The organism is Micromonospora vinacea, from assembly GCF_015751785.1.
In the GTDB taxonomy this organism is placed as follows: Bacteria; Actinomycetota; Actinomycetes; order Mycobacteriales; family Micromonosporaceae; genus Micromonospora; species Micromonospora vinacea.
This window is the reverse complement of the sequence record NZ_JADOTY010000001.1, coordinates 4,009,151-4,028,374: the sequence shown is the minus strand read 5'-3', so window position 1 is coordinate 4,028,374 and position 19,224 is coordinate 4,009,151. Positions and strand designations below refer to the sequence as shown.

Here is a 19,224-nt window from a genome sequence, read left to right as displayed (position 1 = left end):
CGAACGAGGCTGGCCCAGCCGGGCAGGATCCGCACTCGCGGTGCGGATCCTGCCCGGCGCATCGGCGGGAATCTGCGGCCAGCCCGGTGCGGGTAGGGTCAGTGACCGGCGTTCTGGCCGCCGTCGACGTGCAGGATCTCGCCGGTGACGAACGGGGCTGACTCGAGGTAGAGAACGGCGTCGACGACGTCGCTGGTCTCGCCCATCCGGCCGACCGGGTGCAGGCCCGCGAGCGTCTGGTGGGTCTCGACCGGGTGCATCGGGGTCTTGATGATGCCGGGCGCGACGGCGTTGACCCGTACGCCGCGAGCCGCGTACTCGATGGCCAGAGACTTGGTGGCGGAGCTGAGACCGCCCTTGGTCAGGGACGCGAGCGCCGACGGAACGTGCGAACTGGGCTGGTCGACGAAGCTGGTCGTGATGCTGACGATGTGCCCCGCGCCCCCGGCCAGCAGGTGCGGCAGGACGCGTCGGGTGAGGTGGAAGAACCCGGCGAGGTTGACCCCCGTGACCAGGTCGAACTCCTCGTCGGTGTAGTCGGTGAACGGCTTGGCGACGAAGACGCCGGCGTTGTTCACCAGTGTGTCGATCCGCCCGAAGCGGTCCAGCGCGGCACGCACCACCCGCTCGGCGGTGTCGGCCTCGGCGATGTCACCCCGGACCGTGACGATCTCCGGGTCGTCGGACGCGCCGATCGAGCGTGAGGTCGCCACGACGCCGTACCCGAGCTTGCGGTAGGCGTCCACGAGGTCGGCGCCGATGCCCTGAGAGGCGCCGGTGATCACAACGACCTTCTGGCCCTGGCTGCTGTTCATGCTGTTCATGACGGAACCACCTTCACTAGACGACTGGTCTACTAAAAGCTAGCCGACCGGTCGTGTATCGTCGAGGCATGGGCCGGACCAGTGACGCGAAGAACAAGATCCTCGACGCGGCAGCCACGCTGATCGAGCAGCGCGGCTACACGGCGCTCGGCGTGGCCGAGATCTGTGCGGCGGCGGGTGTGCCCAAGGGCAGCTTCTACTACTTCTTCGAGTCCAAGCAGGCGCTGGCCCGCGCCGTCATCGACGAGCACTGGGTCACCCAGCGCCGCCAGTGGGAGCAGTTGCTCGGCAGCGAGCGCGACCCGCTACAGCGGCTCCGGGACCTGTTCGAGGCCACGGAGGAGGTCCAGCGCGTCGGCCAGCAGAAGGCCGGCGTGGTCGCCGGTTGCCTCTTCGGCAACCTCGCCCTCGAACTCAGCAACCAGGCCGAGGAGATCCGCGGCCGGCTCCAGGAGATCTTCGAGGAGCAGATCAACCTCATCGAGCGGGTCGTCGTCGAGGCGAAGGAGCGAGGTCTGGCAGGCCCGGCGGTCGACAGCCGGGAGGCCGCCCGATCGATCGTCGCCCAGATCGAGGGGCGGGTCCTGCTCGCGAAGTTGCTCAACGATCCGGCCCAGCTGGAGACGCTGTGGCGCAACTGCCTGGATCTCCTCCAGGTGCCGGCGAAGGCGCGGACCACCACCGGCTGAACGGCGACGGTCGCTGACCGTCCACTCCGGGCACACTGCGCGGTCGCTCAGTAGCATCGGCGGGGCACGATATTCAGGCGGACCACTCCCCGACCGGATCGAGCACCCGACATGACGACCGAGCAGACCACGTCTCCCCCGCGTGCCGGTGTCGGCATCGCCGCTGAGGGACTGGGCCAGAGCGTCCGGAGCGGTCGCCAGATCCTGGCCGACGTCTCAGTGAGCATCGCGCCGGGCGAGCTGGTCGCGATCATCGGTGCCAGCGGCGCCGGTAAGACCACACTGCTGGAACTCCTCGCCGGAGTACAGCAACCGACGACGGGCACCGTGAGGTACGACGGCAACGCCGCGGCCGGCACCATCGGCCTCGTTCCGCAGGACGACATCATCCACCGCGAGCTGCCCCTGGCCCGCACCCTGCGGTACGCCGCCCGACTGCGCCTCCCCTCCGCCACCGGACCGGCCGAGATCAACGAACGGGTCGCGGAGGTGCTCGCCGAGCTGCGGCTCACCGACCGGGCCGCCACGCCGGTCGGCCTGCTCAGTGGCGGCGAACGCAAGCGCGCCAGCATCGCCGTCGAACTGCTCACCCGACCCGGCGTGTTCTTCCTGGACGAGCCCACCTCCGGGCTGGACCCGGCGATCGCCGTGGAGCTGCTCCGGGTGCTCCGCACGCTCGCCGACACCGGAGCCACGGTCGTGCTGACCACCCACCAGGTCACCGACGTGGACCACTGCGACCGGGTCGTCGTGCTGACCCGTCAGGGCCGCCTGGCGTTCACCGGCACCCCGGCCGCCGCCCGGGAGTTCTTCGGCCTGCGGTCCCTCGTCGAGGTGCACCTCCGGCTCGACGAAACGACCCAACCCGACGAGTGGCCCGATCGCTTCGCCGAGCGGCGCGAGGCCGAACAGCCGCGCCGTACCACCGACGACGGTGCGACCGCCGCGACGCCGTCCCGGCGCGTCGGCCGGCCGCGCCAATGGGCGATCCTCACCGCGCGCAATGCGGAGATCGTCGCCCGGAACCGGCTGACCCTGGCGATCCTGCTCGGCTCACCACTGATGGTGCTCGGCATGTTCGCGCTGCTGTTCCGTCCCGGGGCGTTCGAGCCGACCAGACCCAGCCCGACGGTGACCGTGATGATCCTGTTCTGGATCGCGTTCGGCGGCTTCTTCTTTGGGCTGACCTACGGGCTCCTGCAGATCTGCACCGAACTGCCGATCCTGCGCCGGGAGCGGCTGGCCGGTGTCCGGCTGGCCCCGTACCTGTTGGCCAAGGTCGCGGTGCTGCTGCCGCTGCTGGCCCTGGTGGACCTGGCCCTGCTCGGGGTGCTGCGCGGCATGGACCGGCTGCCACCGGTCGGCGGCGCCGACTTCGCCGCCCTGTACACGACACTGCTGCTCTCCTCGGCGGCGGCGCTCACCCTCGGTCTGCTCTGCTCGGCGGCCGTGTCCGACGCGGCCCAGGCGACGCTCATGCTGCCGATGCTCTGCTTCCCACAGGTGCTGTTCGTGGGCGCGATCCTGCCGGTGCCGACGATGGCGACCGGCGGTCAGTGGCTCAGCTACGCCATGTCGAACCGGTGGGCGTTCGAGGGCCTGGGGCACACCGCCGGGGTGGAGCGGCTCTGGCGCGACGGTGGCTCCCCGCTCGGCCCGCCGCTGTTGGCCACGTACGGCGACAGCTTCTCCCGGCCGGTCTGGGTCGACTGGCTGGTGCTCGGCGGTTTCGTGCTGTTCTTCCTGGGCGCGGCCTGGGCGGTGCTGGTCCGACGAGGCTCCCGACGTGCGTCCTGACCCGACACCGCACGCCTCCCCCACTGCGCTGCCGGGGTACGCCGCCACCGGCCGGATCGACGAGCTGCGCGCCACCGAGTACCGACACCTGGACACCGACGGGCAGGTGTACCTCGACTACGCCGGGGCCGGGGTGGCTGCCCAGGCCCAGGTTCGCGCCCACCACGATCGGCTGCTCGCCGGCCTGTACAGCAACCCCCACTCGGAGAACCCCACGAGCGTGGCGGCGGGTTCACTGGTGGAGTCGGCGCGAGACGCGGTACTCGACTTCTTCCGCGCCGACCCGGCCGAGTACGCGGTGGTCTTCACCCCGAACGCCAGCGGCGCCTGCCGGCTGGTCGGCGAGGCGTACGACTTCGGTCGGGCCGCGCCGCTCGTGCTGACCTGGGACAACCACAACTCGGTCAACGGCATCCGCGAGTACGCCCGGTCGGCCCGCGCGGCCGTACGCTACGTGCCGCTGAGCGGGCCGGAGCTGCGGGTCGCCGAGTCGGACCTGGTGGCGGCGCTCGACGCCGGCCGGGGCAGTCTGGCCCGCCGGTGGGGTCGGCCCGGTGGTCGCGGGCTGTTCGCCTATCCGGCGCAGAGCAACTTCTCCGGGGTGCAGCACCCGCTCGGCTGGGTGGAGCTGGCCCAGCAGCGGGGTTACGACGTGCTGCTCGACGCTGCCGCCTTCGCGCCGACGAACCGGCTGGACCTCAGCATCGTCCGCCCGGATTTCGTCTGCCTGAGCTGGTACAAGCTCTTCGGCTATCCCACCGGCGTCGGCGCGCTGCTGGCCCGCCGTACGGCGCTGGCCCGGTTGCGCCGGCCGTGGTTCGCCGGCGGCACGATCCGCGCGGTCAGCGTGCAGGGCGACTGGCACCGGCCGATGGACGACGAGTCGGCGTTCGAGGACGGCACGCTCAACTTCCTGAGCATCCCGGACGTGGAGTTCGGGTTGCGCTGGCTCGACTCGATCGGCGTGGACCTGGTCCACGCCCGGGTCGGCCTGCTCACCGAGTGGCTGCTGGCGAGGCTGGCCACCCTGCGGCACGACACCGGCGGGCCACTGGTCCAGGTGTACGGGCCGGCGACGGATGCGGGGCGCGGTGGCACTGTGACGTTCAACCTCCGCCACCCGGACGGCACGCTTGTCGACGAACGGCTCGTCGCGCGGGAGGCGGCAGCGGCCGGCTTCTCCCTGCGTACCGGCTGTTTCTGCAATCCGGGTGCGGGCGAGGGCGCGTTCGGCATCAGCCGGACGTCGACCCGGCAGCGGCTGTTGGCCGGGGTCGACACGATCGACCAGTATCTCGCCGCGTTGCGGCTGCCGACGGGCGGCGCGGTCCGTGTCTCGTTCGGACTGGCCTCCACGGCGACCGACGCGGAACGCTTCGTCGCCTTCGCCCAGTCGACCTACCTCAACCGGAACGCCGGCGCCGAGTCGCCGCTGCCACCTCGGCTGCGCTGCTGACCTGCCCGACCGCGCCGGTCAGCTGACCTGGGCCACCGGCGCCGGGCGGTGCTTGATCTCCTCCATGAACGGGAACCGGGCGGTCAGCTCGGCGAAGGTGAGGCCGGACCGCCAGGCCGCGGCCACCTGGGCGACCTGCACCAGGTCCATGACGTCACCGCGCGCCAGGACCTCACCCGAGACGCGAAGGTCGATCATGAAGTATCGGGCCTGCGAGCCCAGCCCCACGCAGACCACGCCCTCGTCGGAGTGCAGCTCGGCGCAGGTGAACCGGGCCCGCCCCTGCTCCGGCGCGGTCACCCGGCCGACATCGAGCCCGTGCCGGGCAGCGGTTTCGATGAGCGCGGGGGCCAGGCCACCCCGCTCGACCAGATCCGGGTAGAGGCGCACACCCAGCGCCGTCGACGCCTCGCTCATGACTGACTCCCACTTCCTTGTGACAGAGACCAGCAGCGCGCAGGTTACGGGAACGTTTCCGGCACGCCTCGTCATCCTGTCCCGCGTGGACGCCCCACGGCAATAGGAAGGGTCGATTCGACCGCTATCGAGTAACCCTCGGTCGCGCCGAACTCCTTCGATGGGTCGGCGCCGTCCATCTCGGAGGCATCGATCGATGCCACACTGACGACAGTGCTCGGCGCTCCGCCGCTCACTGGTCAGCATCGGGCGGTAACGGACGGTCGTGATATTGGAAACACTCTTGACAGAAAGACACGATATCGACATGCTTCGCTTTAGAGAGCGCTCTCTACCCTGGTAAACCGCCTCCATCACCCCCACGCTGAGGAGCCTCCCGTGTTCACAGCCCGGCCCAGCCTCCGCTTCCGCCCCCTCGTACTCCTGGCGGCCGCCCTCGTCGCGACCGCGACGGCGCTCGTCGTCCCGGCGCACCCCGACCGGGCCGAGGCCGCCATCGGCCCCATCAGTTGGCAGGACGAGTTCAACTCCCCCGCCGGCACGCCCGTCGACCAGAACAAATGGCGGTTCGACATCGGCGGCGGCGGCTGGGGCAACAACGAGCGGCAGTACTACACGAACAGCACCAGCAACGCCGTCCACGACGGTCAGGGCAACCTGGTCATCACCGCCCGCCGGGACAACCCCGCGAACTACCAGTGCCACTACGGGCGCTGCGAGTACACGTCGGCGCGGTTGCTGACGGCGGCCACCTTCACACAGACGTACGGGCGATTCGAGGCCCGGATCAAGATCCCGCGTGGTCAGGGCATCTGGCCGGCCTTCTGGATGCTCGGCACCGGTGGCGGGTGGCCCGACGCCGGCGAGATCGACGTCATGGAGAACATCGGCCGGGAGCCCAACACCGTCTACGGCACCGTGCACGGGCCCGGCTACTCCGGCGGCGGCGGCATCACGGGCAGCCGCACCCTCGGTGCGCCGCTCGCCGACACCTTCCACACCTACCGGGTGGACTGGGAGCCGAACGTCATCACGTGGTACGTCGACGGGGTGCAGTACCACCGGGTCGATCCGGCCCGGCTCGGCGGCAACCGCTGGGTGTTCGACCACCCCTTCTTCATGATTCTCAACGTGGCGGTCGGCGGTAACTGGCCCGGCTACCCGGACGGCTCGACCCAGTTCCCGCAGCAGATGCTCGTCGACTACGTCCGGGTGTCCAGCTACACCTCGGGTGGCGGGGGCGAACCGACCCCCGGCACCAACCGGATCAGGGGCACGCAGAGCGGTCGCTGCATCGACATCCCCGGCGCCGACCCGGTCGAGGGCGCCAAACTCCAGATCTGGGACTGCAACACCACTGCGGCCCAGAGCTGGACCTTCGCCTCCGACGGGACCGTCCGCGCGATGGGCAAGTGCATGGACCCGGCCTGGGCCGGCACCGCCAACGGCACCGAGGTCAACCTGGTCAGTTGCAACGGCAACACCGCGCAACGCTTCACCCTCAACGCCTCCGGCGACCTGGTCAACCTCAACGCCAACAAGTGCGTGGACGTACGGGAGGCCAACCCCAACAACGGCGGCAAGCTGCACCTGTGGGACTGCCTCGGCGCCGCCAACCAGAAGTGGTCTCGCATCTGACCACACGGGCACGAAGGAATGGGTCGCCCGAGGAGAACTCGGGCGGCCCACCGCCGTGAGGGCCTCCCTCCTCCTCGAACCGGATTGGCTCGATGCGCCGGGAGGCCAGGCTCACGCCCACTATGTTCGGATTAGTCCAAATCCGGCAGTTCCGGGAGTGAGCTCATGTCGCACCACCTCGATACCCCCCTGGCCGCGCAGGGCGGCCAGTTGTACATCGACGACCTGTACGTCTTCAACGGTGACCGCGCCACGGTCTTCGTCATGGACGTCAACAGCTCGGTGACCAAGGCCGACATCAAGCGCGGCTTCCACGCCGAGGCGCGCTACGAGATCAAGATTCACATCAATGGCGCCGAGGTGGAGGACCTGGCCTACCGGTTCGCCTTCGGCGAGCCGGACGGCGACGCCCGACAGGCCCTCCAGTTGTACGAACTCACCGGAGCGGACGCCCGCGACGACGCCGCGATGGGCACCCCCATCGCCGAGGGGCGCACCGGCGAGGTGACCACCGGCGTCAACGTCCGGATCTGGGCCGGTCGGATCACCGACCCCTTCTACGTCGACCTCGACGAACTCGCCACCATCAACGGCGCGGTCAAGAACGGTTCGCCTGTGGACCGCTCGGCGTGGCGGGTCGACCAGGCCAAGAACAGCTTCGCCGGCACCACGGTCGAGTCGATCGTCCTCGAGGTCTCCCATGACGAGCCGCTGCTGCGCGACGGCACCGAGATCGGCGTGTGGTGTCGCACCATGCTGGCCACCGACGCCGGCGGCTGGCGTCAGATCAACCGCGCCGGCCACCCGATGATGTGGCCGATCTTCTGGCCGCACGACACCGACTTCTCGAACCCCGCCAACTTCCGGCACCCCAGCAACGACCTCAGCGAAGGCGGCGAGGAGATCGCGAACGCGGTCGCCGGGGTGGTCAAGGCCAACGGCACCGCCCCGGACCCGCAGGCGTACGGCTGGAGTGTCACCCGGCAGCTCTACCCCGACCTGCTGTCGTACAAGGTCGGCACGGCAGCGAACTTCGGCTTCGCGGTCCGCAACGGGCGCACCCTGGCCGACAACGCGCCCGAGGTGATGTTCTCACTGGTCCTCAACACCGGCACCACGGCCGGCCTCACCTCGGAGGTCACGAAGGCCGCCCGTTCCGCCGCGTTCCCGTACGTGATCGCGGCCTGAAACTGCTCGCGGGGCTCGGCTGCCAACACGGCGCCGAGCCCTTGCCGTGCGCGCCTCCGCGACGACCACGAGCGGTGGTCCCGGACCACCCGGGATCGCGCACGACCACCGGGTGACGTTCGTACCATTCCGTCCGTTCTGAGTGTTTTGCGTAGTTAGTCTTCTAAGTGCTTCTAAGGGTTCTTTAGGACAAAGGAGACTCGATGCGTAGAAAGATTCTCGCGGGCTTGGCCGGCGTAGCCGCCGTCGTCGCGCTCGCCGGACCGGCCGCCGCGGACACGACGGGCGACACGATCGTGACCCTCACCGTGGACGCCGCCGGTGGCCTGTCGATCACGGTGCCGGCGACGGCGAACATCGGGCACGGCGTGGAGGGCTCCACCGTCTCCGGTCAGCTCGGCCCGGTCACCGTGCTGGACCAGCGCGGGTCGCTCACCCCCAACTGGACCGCCAACGTCATCTCCACCGACTTCATCACCGGCGGCGGCTCCTCCGGGGAGACGATCCCGAACATCAACATCCTGTACTGGTCGGGTCCCGCGACGGCGACCGCGGGTGGCGGCACCTTCACGCCGGGTCAGCCCACCTCCGCCCAGCAGGTGATCATCAACGTCCCCCAGACGGCGATGACCCACACCGGCGGGACAGGCAACAACTTCGCCACCTGGAACCCGACCCTGGTGGTGAACGTGCCCGACGGCACCGTCCAGGGTGTCTACACGGGGACGGTGACACATTCGGTGTTCTGAGCCGCTCGGCCGGCTGGTGCTGCTGTCCTCGGTCGCCCTCGTGGCGCTCGGGGTTTCGGCGGCACCAGCCGTTGCCGTGCGGGAGCAGCGACAGGAACCGGCCGAGGAAGCCGCGATCAGCATCCGGATGCTGGACATCCCGGCCAGCCGGGTGCAGGACCCCCGCGCCCAGGTCTACATCGTGGACCACCTGAAGCCCGGGACGACGATCAACCGCCGGGTCGAGGTGCAGAACACCTCCGCCGAGACGCAGAAGATCGAGTTCTATTCCGGTGCCGCGTCGGTCGAGAACAACGCCTTCACAGTGCCCGACGGGCGTACGGGCAACGAACTGAGCGGGTGGATCCGGCTGAAGACCGCCACGATGGAGCTGGACCCGGGCGAGCGACGACCTGTCGAGGTCGAGGTCGCCGTGCCGAGGAAGGCGTCGAAGGGCGAACGGTACGCCGCGATCTGGGCGCAGGTCACCAGCGCGACAGGGCGCACCGGCAACGTCACCCAGATCCACCGGGTGGGCATCCGGGTCTACCTCGACGTCGGCCCGGGTGGTGAGCCGCCCACGGACTTCCGGATCGAAGGGCTGGCCGCGGAGCCCGGCACCGGCGAGTTCCCCGTGGTCACCGCGAAGGTCACCAATACCGGCGAACGCGCACTGGACATGACCGGCACCCTGTCGCTGACCAAGGCGGCGGTCCAGGCCGGCCCGTTCAAGGTGACGAACGGCGTGACGATCCTGCCCGGCCAGAGCGGTCAGGTTCGGATCGAGGTCAACCAGGCCCTGCCCGCCGGGGCCTGGGACGTGCACGTGAAGCTCGCCAGCGGCACCGTGGAACGCACCGCGACCGGGAAGATCGTCCTGCCCGTCGCGGCGCCGATGACGGTCGCGACGTCCGGCGGGCCGAGTTGGCTGGTGTACACGATGGGCGGCATCGCGCTGCTGGTGCTGGTCACCCTCGGTGGCTGGTGTCTCGTCCGCCGGCAACGGACCCAGTTGGCCTGACGGTCCCGAACAGAGACTGCCCGGCCGTTCCGAAGGGAACGGCCGGGCAGCACCGTCTGGCCGAGTCGATCATGGACTTGTGGTGGCCGACTTGGGCACAACCAGAATAATTTGTCCCCCACCACAACTCCATGATCGACGAGGCGGGGCGGCGGGCGAGGAGTGTGGGGCGGGGTCTAGATGGCGGAGTGCGTCACGACCGCCACGTAGTCGCCGACCACCACCCCGGACGGAATGGTCACCAACAGGGTCGGGTTCCAGGTGGCGGAGTTCGGGCCTCCCGTCTGGCCGGACCACCCGGCGGCCGTACGCGGGGTGCTCAGCACCGCTCCGGGCTGCGGGACGAAGGATCCGACCCCGGTGCTGCCCAGGGCGGGCCCGGAGGCGTACGTGATGTTGCTGTTGGGGATGGTCTCGCCACCCGAGCCGGAGCCCGTGGTGAAGTTGGTGCTGGTGACGATGCTGACCCAGTTACCGGAGAACGGCCCGCGGTCGTCGGTGACGGTCACCGGTCCGAGTTGGCCCGAGACGCCGGTCGTGCCCGAGGTGACGGTGCCGAGCGCCGAGATCGCCGGAACGCTGATGGAGAGCCCACCGAGCGGGGTGATGACCAGGTCGACCGGTCGGGTCGCGGACTGGTCGAACGAGTCGGTCACCCGGACGGTGAACGGGAACGTCCCGGACACTGTGGGCGTGCCGGAGAGCAGTCCGGTCACCGGGTCGAGGGTCAGCCCGGCGGGCAGGCTCCCGGCGCTGACCGACCAGGTGAACGGGCCCGTGCCGCCGGTCACCGTCAGCTGGTACTGGTACGGGTCGTACGCCTTGCCGGGCGGGGGCGGTGGGAAGGTCAGCGTCGGCGACGCGTTGACCGTCACCGACGCGGAGGGGGCCGACTGTGGGCCGGTCCCGCCGGCGTTCGTCGCGGCCACCCGGAAGGTGTACGTCGCGCCGGCCGTCAGCCCGGTGACGATCTGGGTCGTGGCGGTCCCGCTGAAGACCTGAGGGGTCTGCGCCGTGGCACCGAGGTAGGGCGTCACTGTGTAACCGGTGATCGGCGACCCCCCGTTGGCCGGGGCCGTCCAGCTCACCGTGGCGGCGTTGGTCCCCGCGGTGGCTGAGGCGTTCGTCGGCGCCCCCGGCACTGTGTACGGGACCACCGCCGCCGAGGGTGGGCTGGCCGCGCCGGTGCCGTAGGCGTTCACCGCCGCCACCCGGAAGGCGTACGACGAGCCCGCGGTCAGCCCGGTCAGGGTGCGGCTGGTGGTGGAGGCGTCGAAGGTGACTGTCGGTTGGGTGACGCCGTCCCGGATCGGGGTGATCAGGTAGCCGGTGATCGGGCTGCCGTTGTTCGCCGGCGCGGTCCAGGTCACGGTGGCGCTGGTGACGCCCGCGGTCGCGGTCGGTGTGGCCGGGGTGCCCGGCGCGGACGCGTAGACGTAGTTCGCCGATCCCGCGGAGCCTCGGGTGACGACGCTGACCGTGACCGTCGCCGGGCTGGACCGGGCGGGCATGGCCGAGATGCCGAGCGTGCCGTTCGGGTTCACTGTGAAGCAGCCGGCCGCCGGGCCGGAGCTGCACGGCAACAGCACCACCGAGGTGCCGGCCTGCTGCTCGGCGGCCGTACCGATGGTGATCGCGGTCGCGCCGGTGAGATTGCTGCCGCCGACGGTGACCGCGATGCCCCCGGAGGTCGAGCTCTCCGCCGGCGTGACGGTGACGCCGCTCGGTGCGGTGGCCGGCGCGACGGGCGTGGTGAAGCTGGTGTAACCCGGGTTCGCGTCGATCGACGACGAGGTCGCCACCGTCGCGGTCTGGATCAGCGCCGGCGTCACAGCGGTGCCGGTGACGGTCGCCACGACCGTGATGGGCGGCAGGGACGTTCCTCCGGCGAACGGGCCGTTGCTGTTGGTGCAGGTGATGGTCTGTCCGGATGGTGCGGCGCAGACCCAGCCGGAGCCGAACGCGCCGCGGGGCACGACACCGGTGGGCACGGTCTGGGTGACCGAGATCGGTGACGTCTCGGTGGCGCCGGCATCGACCCCGGCGGTGATCGAGTAGGTGACCGGGTCACCGGGTTGCGGGTTGGCCCCGACCGCGCTGGTCTGCGACACGTTCAGGTCCGGCACCGGGTTGAAGCTGACCGCGCGGGCGTTGTCGATCTCGTGGAAGTCGGTGACCGAGCCGGTCGAGCCCACCCAGCCGAACGCGAGTTGCCGTGGGTAGCCGTTGGCGTTCAACCAGGTCGGTGACGGGTACAGGCTCGGCGACACCACCGGGAGCGCGCCCGCCAACGTGCGTGCCGCCCCGCCGACCGGGGTGAACCTGACCCGGTACTGACCTGCCGGGGTGGTGATGCCGGTGTCGGTGCTGAATGGGGACGAGGTGGTGTTGATGACGACTTCCACCGGCACCACGGACGCGGCACGGGTGGTGGCCCGCAACGGCAGCGCGGGCGACGACGTACTGGTGGCGGTGCTGTTGATCGCGCAGTAGCCGACCCCGTTGCGGCCCGGCCCACGGACCACCACCTGGCCGGGGACCCGCGTGTTGGTGGTCGAGATGTAGGGCGGATTCGTGCAACCGGTGCCCTGGTAGAGGCTGTTGCTGAAGTTGCCGAAGACGTCCAGGCCGATGCCCAGGTAACCATTGGACAGTCCCACCGAGCCGCCGTTGAACGCCGCCGAGTAGCCCAGCGATCCGCCCGACTGGCCGATCACCGACGGGGACCGCGGGTTGGCGGGGTCGACGGCGGCCAGCGCGAACGCCAGGCCGTCCGCTCCGGGGCTGATGCCGCCGTACTGGTAGGTGTTGAAGGTCAGATGCAGGCCCTGCGAGGTGGGCACGCTCACCGCACCGAACACGCCGCCCTGCCGGTTCGCGACGGCCGGGGTGAGGCGCAGCTTGCCCGCACCCTGCGGATCGGTGGAGGTGGTGCAACTCAGCAGCGGGCCGGTGGTGGAGTTGCCAGCCGCGCTCAGGCAGGCGGCGTTGGTAGCCCCGGCACCGGGCACGCCTGGCAGCGACACCGCGCCGATGCCGTTCGCGGTGTTGTTGTGAAAGGGCTGGTCGAACAGGACGGAGCCGGCCGCCGACGCCGGGAGTGGCGCGACCACGAGAGCTGCCACGGTCACGGCTACGGCCAGCGCTGCGCTGGTGCTCGACCGACGCCAGCCCCGAAACGGCATGCCCACTCCCAGCTTTCACTCCAGTCTCGATCCGGACTATATCCCCCAAATCACCTATATCGCTCACACTGCAACGAAGTCGTCCGACTTCGGACCACACGAAACCGGACCGACCCCCTCGATCGCGCCGAGGAGGCCGGTCCGCTGAGACTGGAACCTGTCAGCCCTCGATGTCCCGGGGGTCACGGCTGCGGGGGTAGGTGTTCTTCTCCCCGATCGTGCCGTCCTGCTTCTTGATCACGTGTTCGACGCCGCGGTCGGCCGCCATCTCGCGGCCCTGGGCCTGCGCGTCGGCCTTCACGTCATGCGTGCTGCTGGCCCGCTCCTGGCCCTCCGGCTTGTTCTTCCACTGCCCGTCCTCGTGGTACGTGTCGACGTCACCCTTGACCATGGCTGGCTCCTCCCTGCGTCTGCGCTGTCTCCCGAATCAGTGCCCCCGAGCCTCGCCGGGCAAACTGCGTTCCTCAGGAGACGGTCGGGCAGTTGTTGCTCACCCGCCGGAGGATCTGTTCGCGCTCGTCGGTGGTGATGCCCGACGGGACGCCGTCGAAGTGGGTCTCGACCTTCTCCCAGCCGCGGCGCTGCTCGTAGTGCAGGTGCGGTGCGCCGGAGTTGCCGGTGCTGCCGAGCCGCCCGATCTGGTCACCCTGGGCGACCTTCTGACCGACGGTGACCAGTGGCGGTTCAAGCATGTGCAGGTACTGCGTCTCCCACTTGCCGCCATGGTCGATCTTCACCCAGTAACCGCCGCCGCGCCCGCGTGGGCCGTCCGGGTCCTCCGGGGTCCGGCCGCCCAACGAACCGTTGATGCCCGCCACGGTGACCGTCCCGGCGTACGACGCGAGCACCGGACGTCCCCACGTCTCGCCCTCGACCGGGAAGAAGTCGACGTCGTAGTCGTCGTGACCGGGGTAGGTGCTGAGCTGCCACGTCTCGCCGCAGGTCACCGGCATCTGGAAGAGCGGGCGGGGCCCGGCCGGTCGCAGCATCGGCACCGCGACCACCGCGATGCCCAGGACGGCCGCCAGCGCGACGAGCGCGAGGAGGACGCGGATGGCTCGGCTTCGAGGGCGGCGGTGGGAACGGGCTCTGGGCGGGCGGCCGGTCGTCACCGGCCCGAGCATGGCAGATCCCGGCAAGACCCCGGCCCGGAGGTGGCGCACCCACGGCGGTGACATTGCAGTCGCATCGCCAAGCGGGTACGGTCAGATGCAATGCAGTTGTATTGCAAAGAGAGTGGGCCGCCATGCACGTGATCGCATTGTCCGAGGTGACCGCCGACATGACCGCCCTGGTCGGCGGCAAGGCGGCCGGGCTGGGCGAGCTGATCCGGCACGGCGAACGGGTCCCCGACGGTTTCTGCGTCACCACCGAGGCGCACCGACTCGGCGTCGTCCCCACGGCCGAGGTCGTCGCCGCGTACCAGCGGCTCGGCGCAGGCCCGGTGGCGGTGCGCTCCAGCGCCACCGCCGAGGACCTGCCGGACGCGAGCTTCGCCGGTCAGCAGGACAGCGTCCTCAACGTCAGCGGTACCGCCGAACTGATCGCCGCCATCGAGAAGTGCTGGGCTTCGCTGCACGGCGACCGCGCGACCGCCTACCGCGACGCCCGCGGCATCGATCACCAGACGGTGCGAATGGCCGTCGTCGTGCAGCGCATGGTCACCCCCGCGGTGGCGGGGGTGCTGTTCACCGCGAACCCGCTGACCGGGCGCCGCGACGAGATGGCCGTCGACGCCGCCGCCGGCCTCGGCACGACAGTGGTGGACGGCGCCACGGCCGTCGACCACTACGTCCTCGACGACGTCACTCGCGACGAGGCCGGCTGCCTGACAGCCACCCAACTGGCCCGCCTCCGCGCCGTCGGGGAACGGTTGCAGGCCCACTTCGGCTGCCCACAGGACGTCGAGTGGGCGATCGACGCGGACGACGTGCTGTGGCTCCTCCAGTCCCGGCCGATCACCAGCCTGTTCCCCGCCCCACCGCCGAGCGGAAAGCCCCTCCCCCGCGTCTACCTGGAGTTCGGGCACGTCCAGGGCATGCGGCAACCGGTCACCCCGATGGGCATGTCGACCCTGCGGGCGCAGATCGCCGCGATGCTCGCCGCCCTCGGGGTGCGGGTCGACATCGTCGACATCGGCGGCCGCCTCTACGGCGACCTGACCGACCTCGCCCGCGACCGGTCGTCCCGCAAGCGACTGGTGAAGCTCCTGGCTGTCGACTTCGGGCCGCGCGCCCAGGCGGTGATGCTGCACGTGCTCGCGGATCCCCGGTTCGCGCCGACCGGCGGCGGCGCGCGGCGCAGTGGGGCACCGGGGGGCGCGTCGCTGCGGACGGCAGGCCGCGCGGTGGTGGGGATCCTGCGGGCGCTGGCCCGTCCCGAGGCCGCGCGGACCCGGATGTTCGAGGCGATCGAGCAGCTGAGAGTACGCTCAGCCGCCCCCGCCGACCTGCGTACCACGGCGGACCGGCTGCGCTTCGTGCAGGCGCAGGACGCCGACCCCGACGACAGCGCCGACGCGATCATGTGGCCGATCGTCGCCGGAATGCTGGCCACCGCGCTGCCGACCGCCCTGCTCAAGGGCATCGCCGGGCCGGACGAGATCCACGCCGTGCTGGGCGGCATGCCGCACAACGTCACCATCGAGATGGACCTGGCCCTGTGGCGGCTCGCCCAGGGCGCGGGTGACCACCGCCAGCTTCTCCTCGACACCCCGCCGGCCGAGTTGGCCGCGCGCTACCGTCGCGGGACGCTGCCCGACATCGGCATGGCGGCCTTCCTGGACGTCTACGGTCACCGGGGCGTCGCCGAAGTCGACCTCGGGGTGCCGCGCTGGGCGGAGGACCCCACACCGGTCTTCGCCGCGGTCGCCAACTACCTGCGGGTCACCGATCCGCGGCAGGGCCCCGACCAACGCTTCCAGCGGGCCACTTCGGCGGCGGAGACGGCACTGCGGGAGCTGACCACGCGAGCCCGCCGTCGACGGCCGGTGCGGGGCAGGCTGGTCGGTTTCCTGTTGCGCCGGGCCCGATCGTTGGCCGGCCTGCGCGAGGCCGGCAAGTTCGCCGGGCTGTACCCGCTGCGGGAGACGCGCCGCCAACTGCTGCTCATCGGAGCCGACCTGCACGACTCCGGCCTGCTCGACCAGCCCGACGACATCATGTTCCTGACCCTCGACGAGGCGCACACCGCCGTACACCAGGGTGTTGATCTGCGCGGGACCGTGACCGCCCGACGGGCGGTGCACCGCCGGGAGTTGCGGCGTCGGACGGTGCCGGTGGCGCTGCTCTCCGACGGCACGGATGTCGAGACCGTCCTGCCGGTCGTGCCAGCCGGCGACGGGACGCTCGCCGGAGTGGGCGCGTCGGCGGGCCGGGTGACCGGCCCCGCCCGGGTCGTCCACGACCCGGGCAGCGCCCACGTCGAGCCCGGCGACATTCTGGTGGCCGCGACCACCGACCCCGGCTGGACCCCGCTGTTCCTCACCGCGGCGGCGCTGGTCACCGAGACCGGCGCGATCATGGCGCACGGCCCGACCGTGGCCCGCGAGTACGGCATTCCCGCAGTCATCTGCGTGCCGGACGCCACCCGGACCATCACCACCGGGCAGTTGGTCACCGTGGACGGCGGCGCCGGAACCGTCACGCTGCACGGACCGTCGGCCCCCGAACGAGAAGGACGACCATGACCGACACGAAGACACCGATCAGGGCGCGGGTGGGCCCGCTGCTGCGTCGGGCGGCCGAAGCCGAGGCCGCGACGTGGCGCAGCCTGTACGCGTGGGCGCGGCGTCGCCCACTGCCGCTGGGGCCCGGCGACGAGCCGTTCGGCTACCTCGGCGTGGTCAAGCCGATCCTTGGCATCTTCATCGGCCTGTCGGTCGTGGAGATCCCGATCTTCGACGTGGTGGTCACCCACGTGGTGCCGTGGCGGCCCGCCCGCTGGATCGTGCTGGGCCTCGGCATCTGGGGTCTGCTCTGGATGATCGGTCTGTTCGCCAGCATGACCATCCACCCTCACGTCGTGGGCGACCGGGGTCTTCGGGTACGGCTCAGCTGGGGCATCGACATCTGGATCCCGTGGACGGACATCGAGGCGTTGCGCAAGCGCTACCGTTCGCTGCCGTCGAGCAGATCGGTGCAGGTCGAGCAGGAGGGCGACCGACGGGTGGTGTCCATCTCGGTCGGCAGCCAGACCAGCATCGACGTCCTGCTGCGTCGGCCGCTGACCTTCGACCTGCCGAAGACCGGGTCCCTGCCGATGAACGAGCTGCGACTGTACGCCGACGACCCGGACGGCCTGCTGCGCAGCGCCCGGGGCACCCCCACGAGCCACCCCGTCAGCCGGTGACCGCCGCGCTGGCGGGGTCTCCGGGCCACCCACTGTGAAACGATCGAGGCCATGCCCAAGAAGGTCGATCACCAGGAGCGACGCACCCTCATCGCGGACGCGCTGATGCGGGTCGCCGCCGATCAGGGCCTGGAGGCCGTCAGCCTCCGACACGTTGCCGCCGAGGCCGGCGTGTCCGCCGGGATGGTCCAGCACTACTTCCGGACCAAGGACGAGATGATGGCGTTCGCGTTGAGTGTGGTGCGCGAGCGCAGCCAGCTCCGGGTCACCGAGGCGGTGGCGCGGCTGGGCGGGAACCCGCCGCCCCGGCAGCTGCTGCGCACCATGCTCGCCGCGCTGCTGCCGCTCGACGAGGGCACCCGCGACAACGGGCGGGTGGCGCTCGCGTTCCTCGCCTACACGGCGGTGCGACCATCGACCGCGCCCCGCCTGCACGAGGACACCGCCCAGTTCACCGGGTTCATCGCCAGCCTCCTGCCCGACCGCCACGGCGCCGCCGCCGCTGCCGGCCTGCTGGCGCTGATGGAGGGGCTCGGTGTCTACCTGCTGGGCGGGCAGTACACCGCCGAACAGGCGCTGGGCGCACTGGACGCCCATCTCGACCTGCTCTTCGGCTGATCCGGTCGCAGCTGCGCGTTGACCCCCGGCCAGGGTGGTCAGCAGACCAGGATGAGCGGATGAGCCGCGTCCACCGGTCCGGGCCGGTGCTGGTCGAGGAGGCACACCGGGCCACCACCTTCGAGATCTTCTTCGACCTGGTCCTGGTGTTCGCGCTCACGAGGCTCATCGGTTTCATGGCGGAGTCGCTGGGGCCGCTGACCCTCTACCAGGGGCTGCTGCTCCTGCTCTGGTTCTGGTACACGTGGAGCTGCTACGCCTGGCTGGGCAACCAGGTCCGCGCCGACAACGGGCCCGTGCTGGCCGGGATGCTCGTGGCGATGGCCGCCATCTTCGTGGCCGCGCTGGTGATCCCACAGGCGTGGCAGCGCCACGACGGGGTGCTGAGCCCGCCGCTCACACTGGCCATCGCCTACATCGTGGTCCGCGGGCTGCACCTCGGCCTGATGACCTACGCCTCCGCCGGCAACCCGCAGTACCGGCGGCAGACCCTGCGCTTCGCCGTGTCCACCACACTCGCCTGGGCCCCGCTGCTGGTGGGAGCCATCCTCGGCGGGACCGCACAGGCCGTGCTGTGGACCGTGGCGTTCGTCGTCGACTTCGGCGGCGGCCGGATCGCCACCGCCGCCAGCTTCGGCGAGGTCCGCAGCGGGGCTCACTTCGCCGAACGCCACGGTCTGGTGCTGATCATCGTGCTGGGTGAGTCCCTGCTGTCGGCCGGGGCCGGCGCGGGCCTGACCGTGATCGCCTGGCCGGTGCTGCTCGCCGCGGTGTTCGGCTTCGCCGCGACCGTGTGCCTGTGGTGGCTCTACTTCGTGGGCGTCGCCCCGGCCGCCGCGGAGGTGCTGACCTCGGCCTCGCCGCGTTCCCGACGCCGTCAACAGCTGGCGTCGGACGCGTACACGCTGGCGCACCTGCCGCTGGTCGCCGGGGTCGTCTACTTCGCCCTGGGCGTCCACCTGATCCTCGCGAGCCTGACCGATCAGCCCCGGCACCCCGCCGGGGAGCCGATGGGATGGCCGGGGGCCGCTGTGCTCTACGGCGGGACCGCGCTCTACCTCATCGGTCGTCTGCTGTTCCTCCGGCTGACCGTCGGTGGATCGCCGGGTCCGCTCGTCGCGATCGGCGTCGTCCTTCTGTTGGTGCCGGTGGCCCGGATCGTGCCCGCGGTCGCCGCCCTCGGCCTCCTGGCGGCCTTCCTCACCGCCCTGGTCCTCTACGAGCGGTTGACCCGAGCCGACTGACCATGGCGTACCGCAGACAGATCGACGGGATTGTGCGACTCCCGCTCGCCGTGGCAGTCTGCGCATCAT

Annotated in this window: 16 protein-coding genes; 11 read left to right on the top strand and 5 right to left on the bottom strand. The window is 70.8% G+C overall.

All coding sequences use genetic code 11. From position 1 onward, the window contains the following. Positions 1-98: 98 nt before the first annotated feature. Positions 99-824, bottom strand: coding sequence for an SDR family NAD(P)-dependent oxidoreductase (locus tag IW249_RS19090; RefSeq protein WP_231392572.1), 726 nt, complete (start codon positions 822-824; stop codon positions 99-101). 68 nt (positions 825-892) lie between these two features. Here IW249_RS19090 and IW249_RS19085 point away from each other — a divergent pair, with 68 nt between their 5' ends. The 3 genes from IW249_RS19085 (at position 893) to IW249_RS19075 (ending at position 4,766) form a co-directional block, all read left to right on the top strand. Beyond that, positions 893-1,513 carry a TetR family transcriptional regulator C-terminal domain-containing protein gene (locus IW249_RS19085; protein ID WP_196922002.1) on the top strand — a complete coding sequence of 207 codons (621 nt, stop codon included), beginning with the start codon at positions 893-895 and terminating at the stop codon, positions 1,511-1,513. A 111-nt stretch (positions 1,514-1,624) separates the two neighbouring features. Further along, positions 1,625-3,310 carry an ABC transporter ATP-binding protein/permease gene (locus IW249_RS19080; protein WP_196922001.1) on the top strand — a complete coding sequence of 562 codons (1,686 nt, stop codon included), beginning with the start codon at positions 1,625-1,627 and terminating at the stop codon, positions 3,308-3,310. Next, positions 3,300-4,766 carry an aminotransferase class V-fold PLP-dependent enzyme gene (locus IW249_RS19075; protein ID WP_196922000.1) on the top strand — a complete coding sequence of 489 codons (1,467 nt, stop codon included), beginning with the start codon at positions 3,300-3,302 and terminating at the stop codon, positions 4,764-4,766. Before IW249_RS19080 ends, IW249_RS19075 begins: the two co-directional genes overlap by 11 nt. Before the next feature lie 18 nt (positions 4,767-4,784). Here the strand turns inward: IW249_RS19075 and IW249_RS19070 are convergent, their stop codons facing one another. Further along, positions 4,785-5,183: a hypothetical protein gene (locus IW249_RS19070; protein ID WP_196921999.1), complete on the bottom strand. Its 399-nt coding sequence runs from the start codon at positions 5,181-5,183 to the stop codon at positions 4,785-4,787. A 378-nt stretch (positions 5,184-5,561) separates the two neighbouring features. Here IW249_RS19070 and IW249_RS19065 point away from each other — a divergent pair, with 378 nt between their 5' ends. The 4 genes from IW249_RS19065 (at position 5,562) to IW249_RS19050 (ending at position 9,758) form a co-directional block, all read left to right on the top strand. Beyond that, positions 5,562-6,821 (top strand): glycoside hydrolase family 16 protein, encoded by a 1,260-nt coding sequence (locus IW249_RS19065; protein WP_196921998.1) that lies wholly within the window; start codon positions 5,562-5,564, stop codon positions 6,819-6,821. Between the two features lie 165 nt (positions 6,822-6,986). Further along, entirely contained in the window at positions 6,987-8,009 is a 1,023-nt protein-coding gene (locus IW249_RS19060; RefSeq protein WP_196921997.1) for a DUF4331 family protein, read from the top strand. Positions 8,010-8,212: 203 nt separating this feature from the next. Further along, a complete protein-coding gene (locus tag IW249_RS19055) occupies positions 8,213-8,758 on the top strand; it encodes a hypothetical protein (protein ID WP_196921996.1) in 546 nt (181 codons plus the stop codon). Between the two features lie 76 nt (positions 8,759-8,834). After that, positions 8,835-9,758 carry a COG1361 family protein gene (locus IW249_RS19050; RefSeq protein WP_196921995.1) on the top strand — a complete coding sequence of 308 codons (924 nt, stop codon included), beginning with the start codon at positions 8,835-8,837 and terminating at the stop codon, positions 9,756-9,758. 176 nt (positions 9,759-9,934) lie between these two features. Here the strand turns inward: IW249_RS19050 and IW249_RS19045 are convergent, their stop codons facing one another. The 3 genes from IW249_RS19045 to IW249_RS19035 all read right to left on the bottom strand — a co-directional run bounded on the left by IW249_RS19045 (position 9,935) and on the right by IW249_RS19035 (position 14,067). Next, the gene (locus IW249_RS19045) at positions 9,935-12,943 is read right to left on the bottom strand and encodes a fibronectin type III domain-containing protein (protein ID WP_196921994.1); all 3,009 of its coding nucleotides are present in this window, start codon (positions 12,941-12,943) and stop codon (positions 9,935-9,937) included. A 160-nt stretch (positions 12,944-13,103) separates the two neighbouring features. Next, positions 13,104-13,334: a DUF2188 domain-containing protein gene (locus IW249_RS19040; protein WP_196921993.1), complete on the bottom strand. Its 231-nt coding sequence runs from the start codon at positions 13,332-13,334 to the stop codon at positions 13,104-13,106. Between the two features lie 73 nt (positions 13,335-13,407). Continuing rightward, the gene (locus IW249_RS19035) at positions 13,408-14,067 is read right to left on the bottom strand and encodes a M23 family metallopeptidase (protein ID WP_196921992.1); all 660 of its coding nucleotides are present in this window, start codon (positions 14,065-14,067) and stop codon (positions 13,408-13,410) included. A gap of 122 nt (positions 14,068-14,189) precedes the next feature. Between IW249_RS19035 and IW249_RS19030 the strand changes: the two genes are divergently transcribed. Genes IW249_RS19030 through IW249_RS19015 form a run of 4 tightly spaced genes read left to right on the top strand, consistent with a single transcriptional unit; the run spans position 14,190 to position 19,155 of the window. Further along, positions 14,190-16,631 (top strand): PEP/pyruvate-binding domain-containing protein, encoded by a 2,442-nt coding sequence (locus IW249_RS19030; protein ID WP_196921991.1) that lies wholly within the window; start codon positions 14,190-14,192, stop codon positions 16,629-16,631. Beyond that, positions 16,628-17,293: a hypothetical protein gene (locus IW249_RS19025; RefSeq protein ID WP_196921990.1), complete on the top strand. Its 666-nt coding sequence runs from the start codon at positions 16,628-16,630 to the stop codon at positions 17,291-17,293. Before IW249_RS19030 ends, IW249_RS19025 begins: the two co-directional genes overlap by 4 nt. Positions 17,294-17,344: 51 nt before the next feature. Beyond that, entirely contained in the window at positions 17,345-17,911 is a 567-nt protein-coding gene (locus IW249_RS19020; protein WP_196921989.1) for a TetR/AcrR family transcriptional regulator, read from the top strand. Between the two features lie 59 nt (positions 17,912-17,970). After that, complete coding sequence (locus IW249_RS19015) at positions 17,971-19,155, top strand: low temperature requirement protein A (protein ID WP_196921988.1); 1,185 nt, start codon at positions 17,971-17,973, stop codon at positions 19,153-19,155. Positions 19,156-19,224 lie beyond the last annotated feature (69 nt).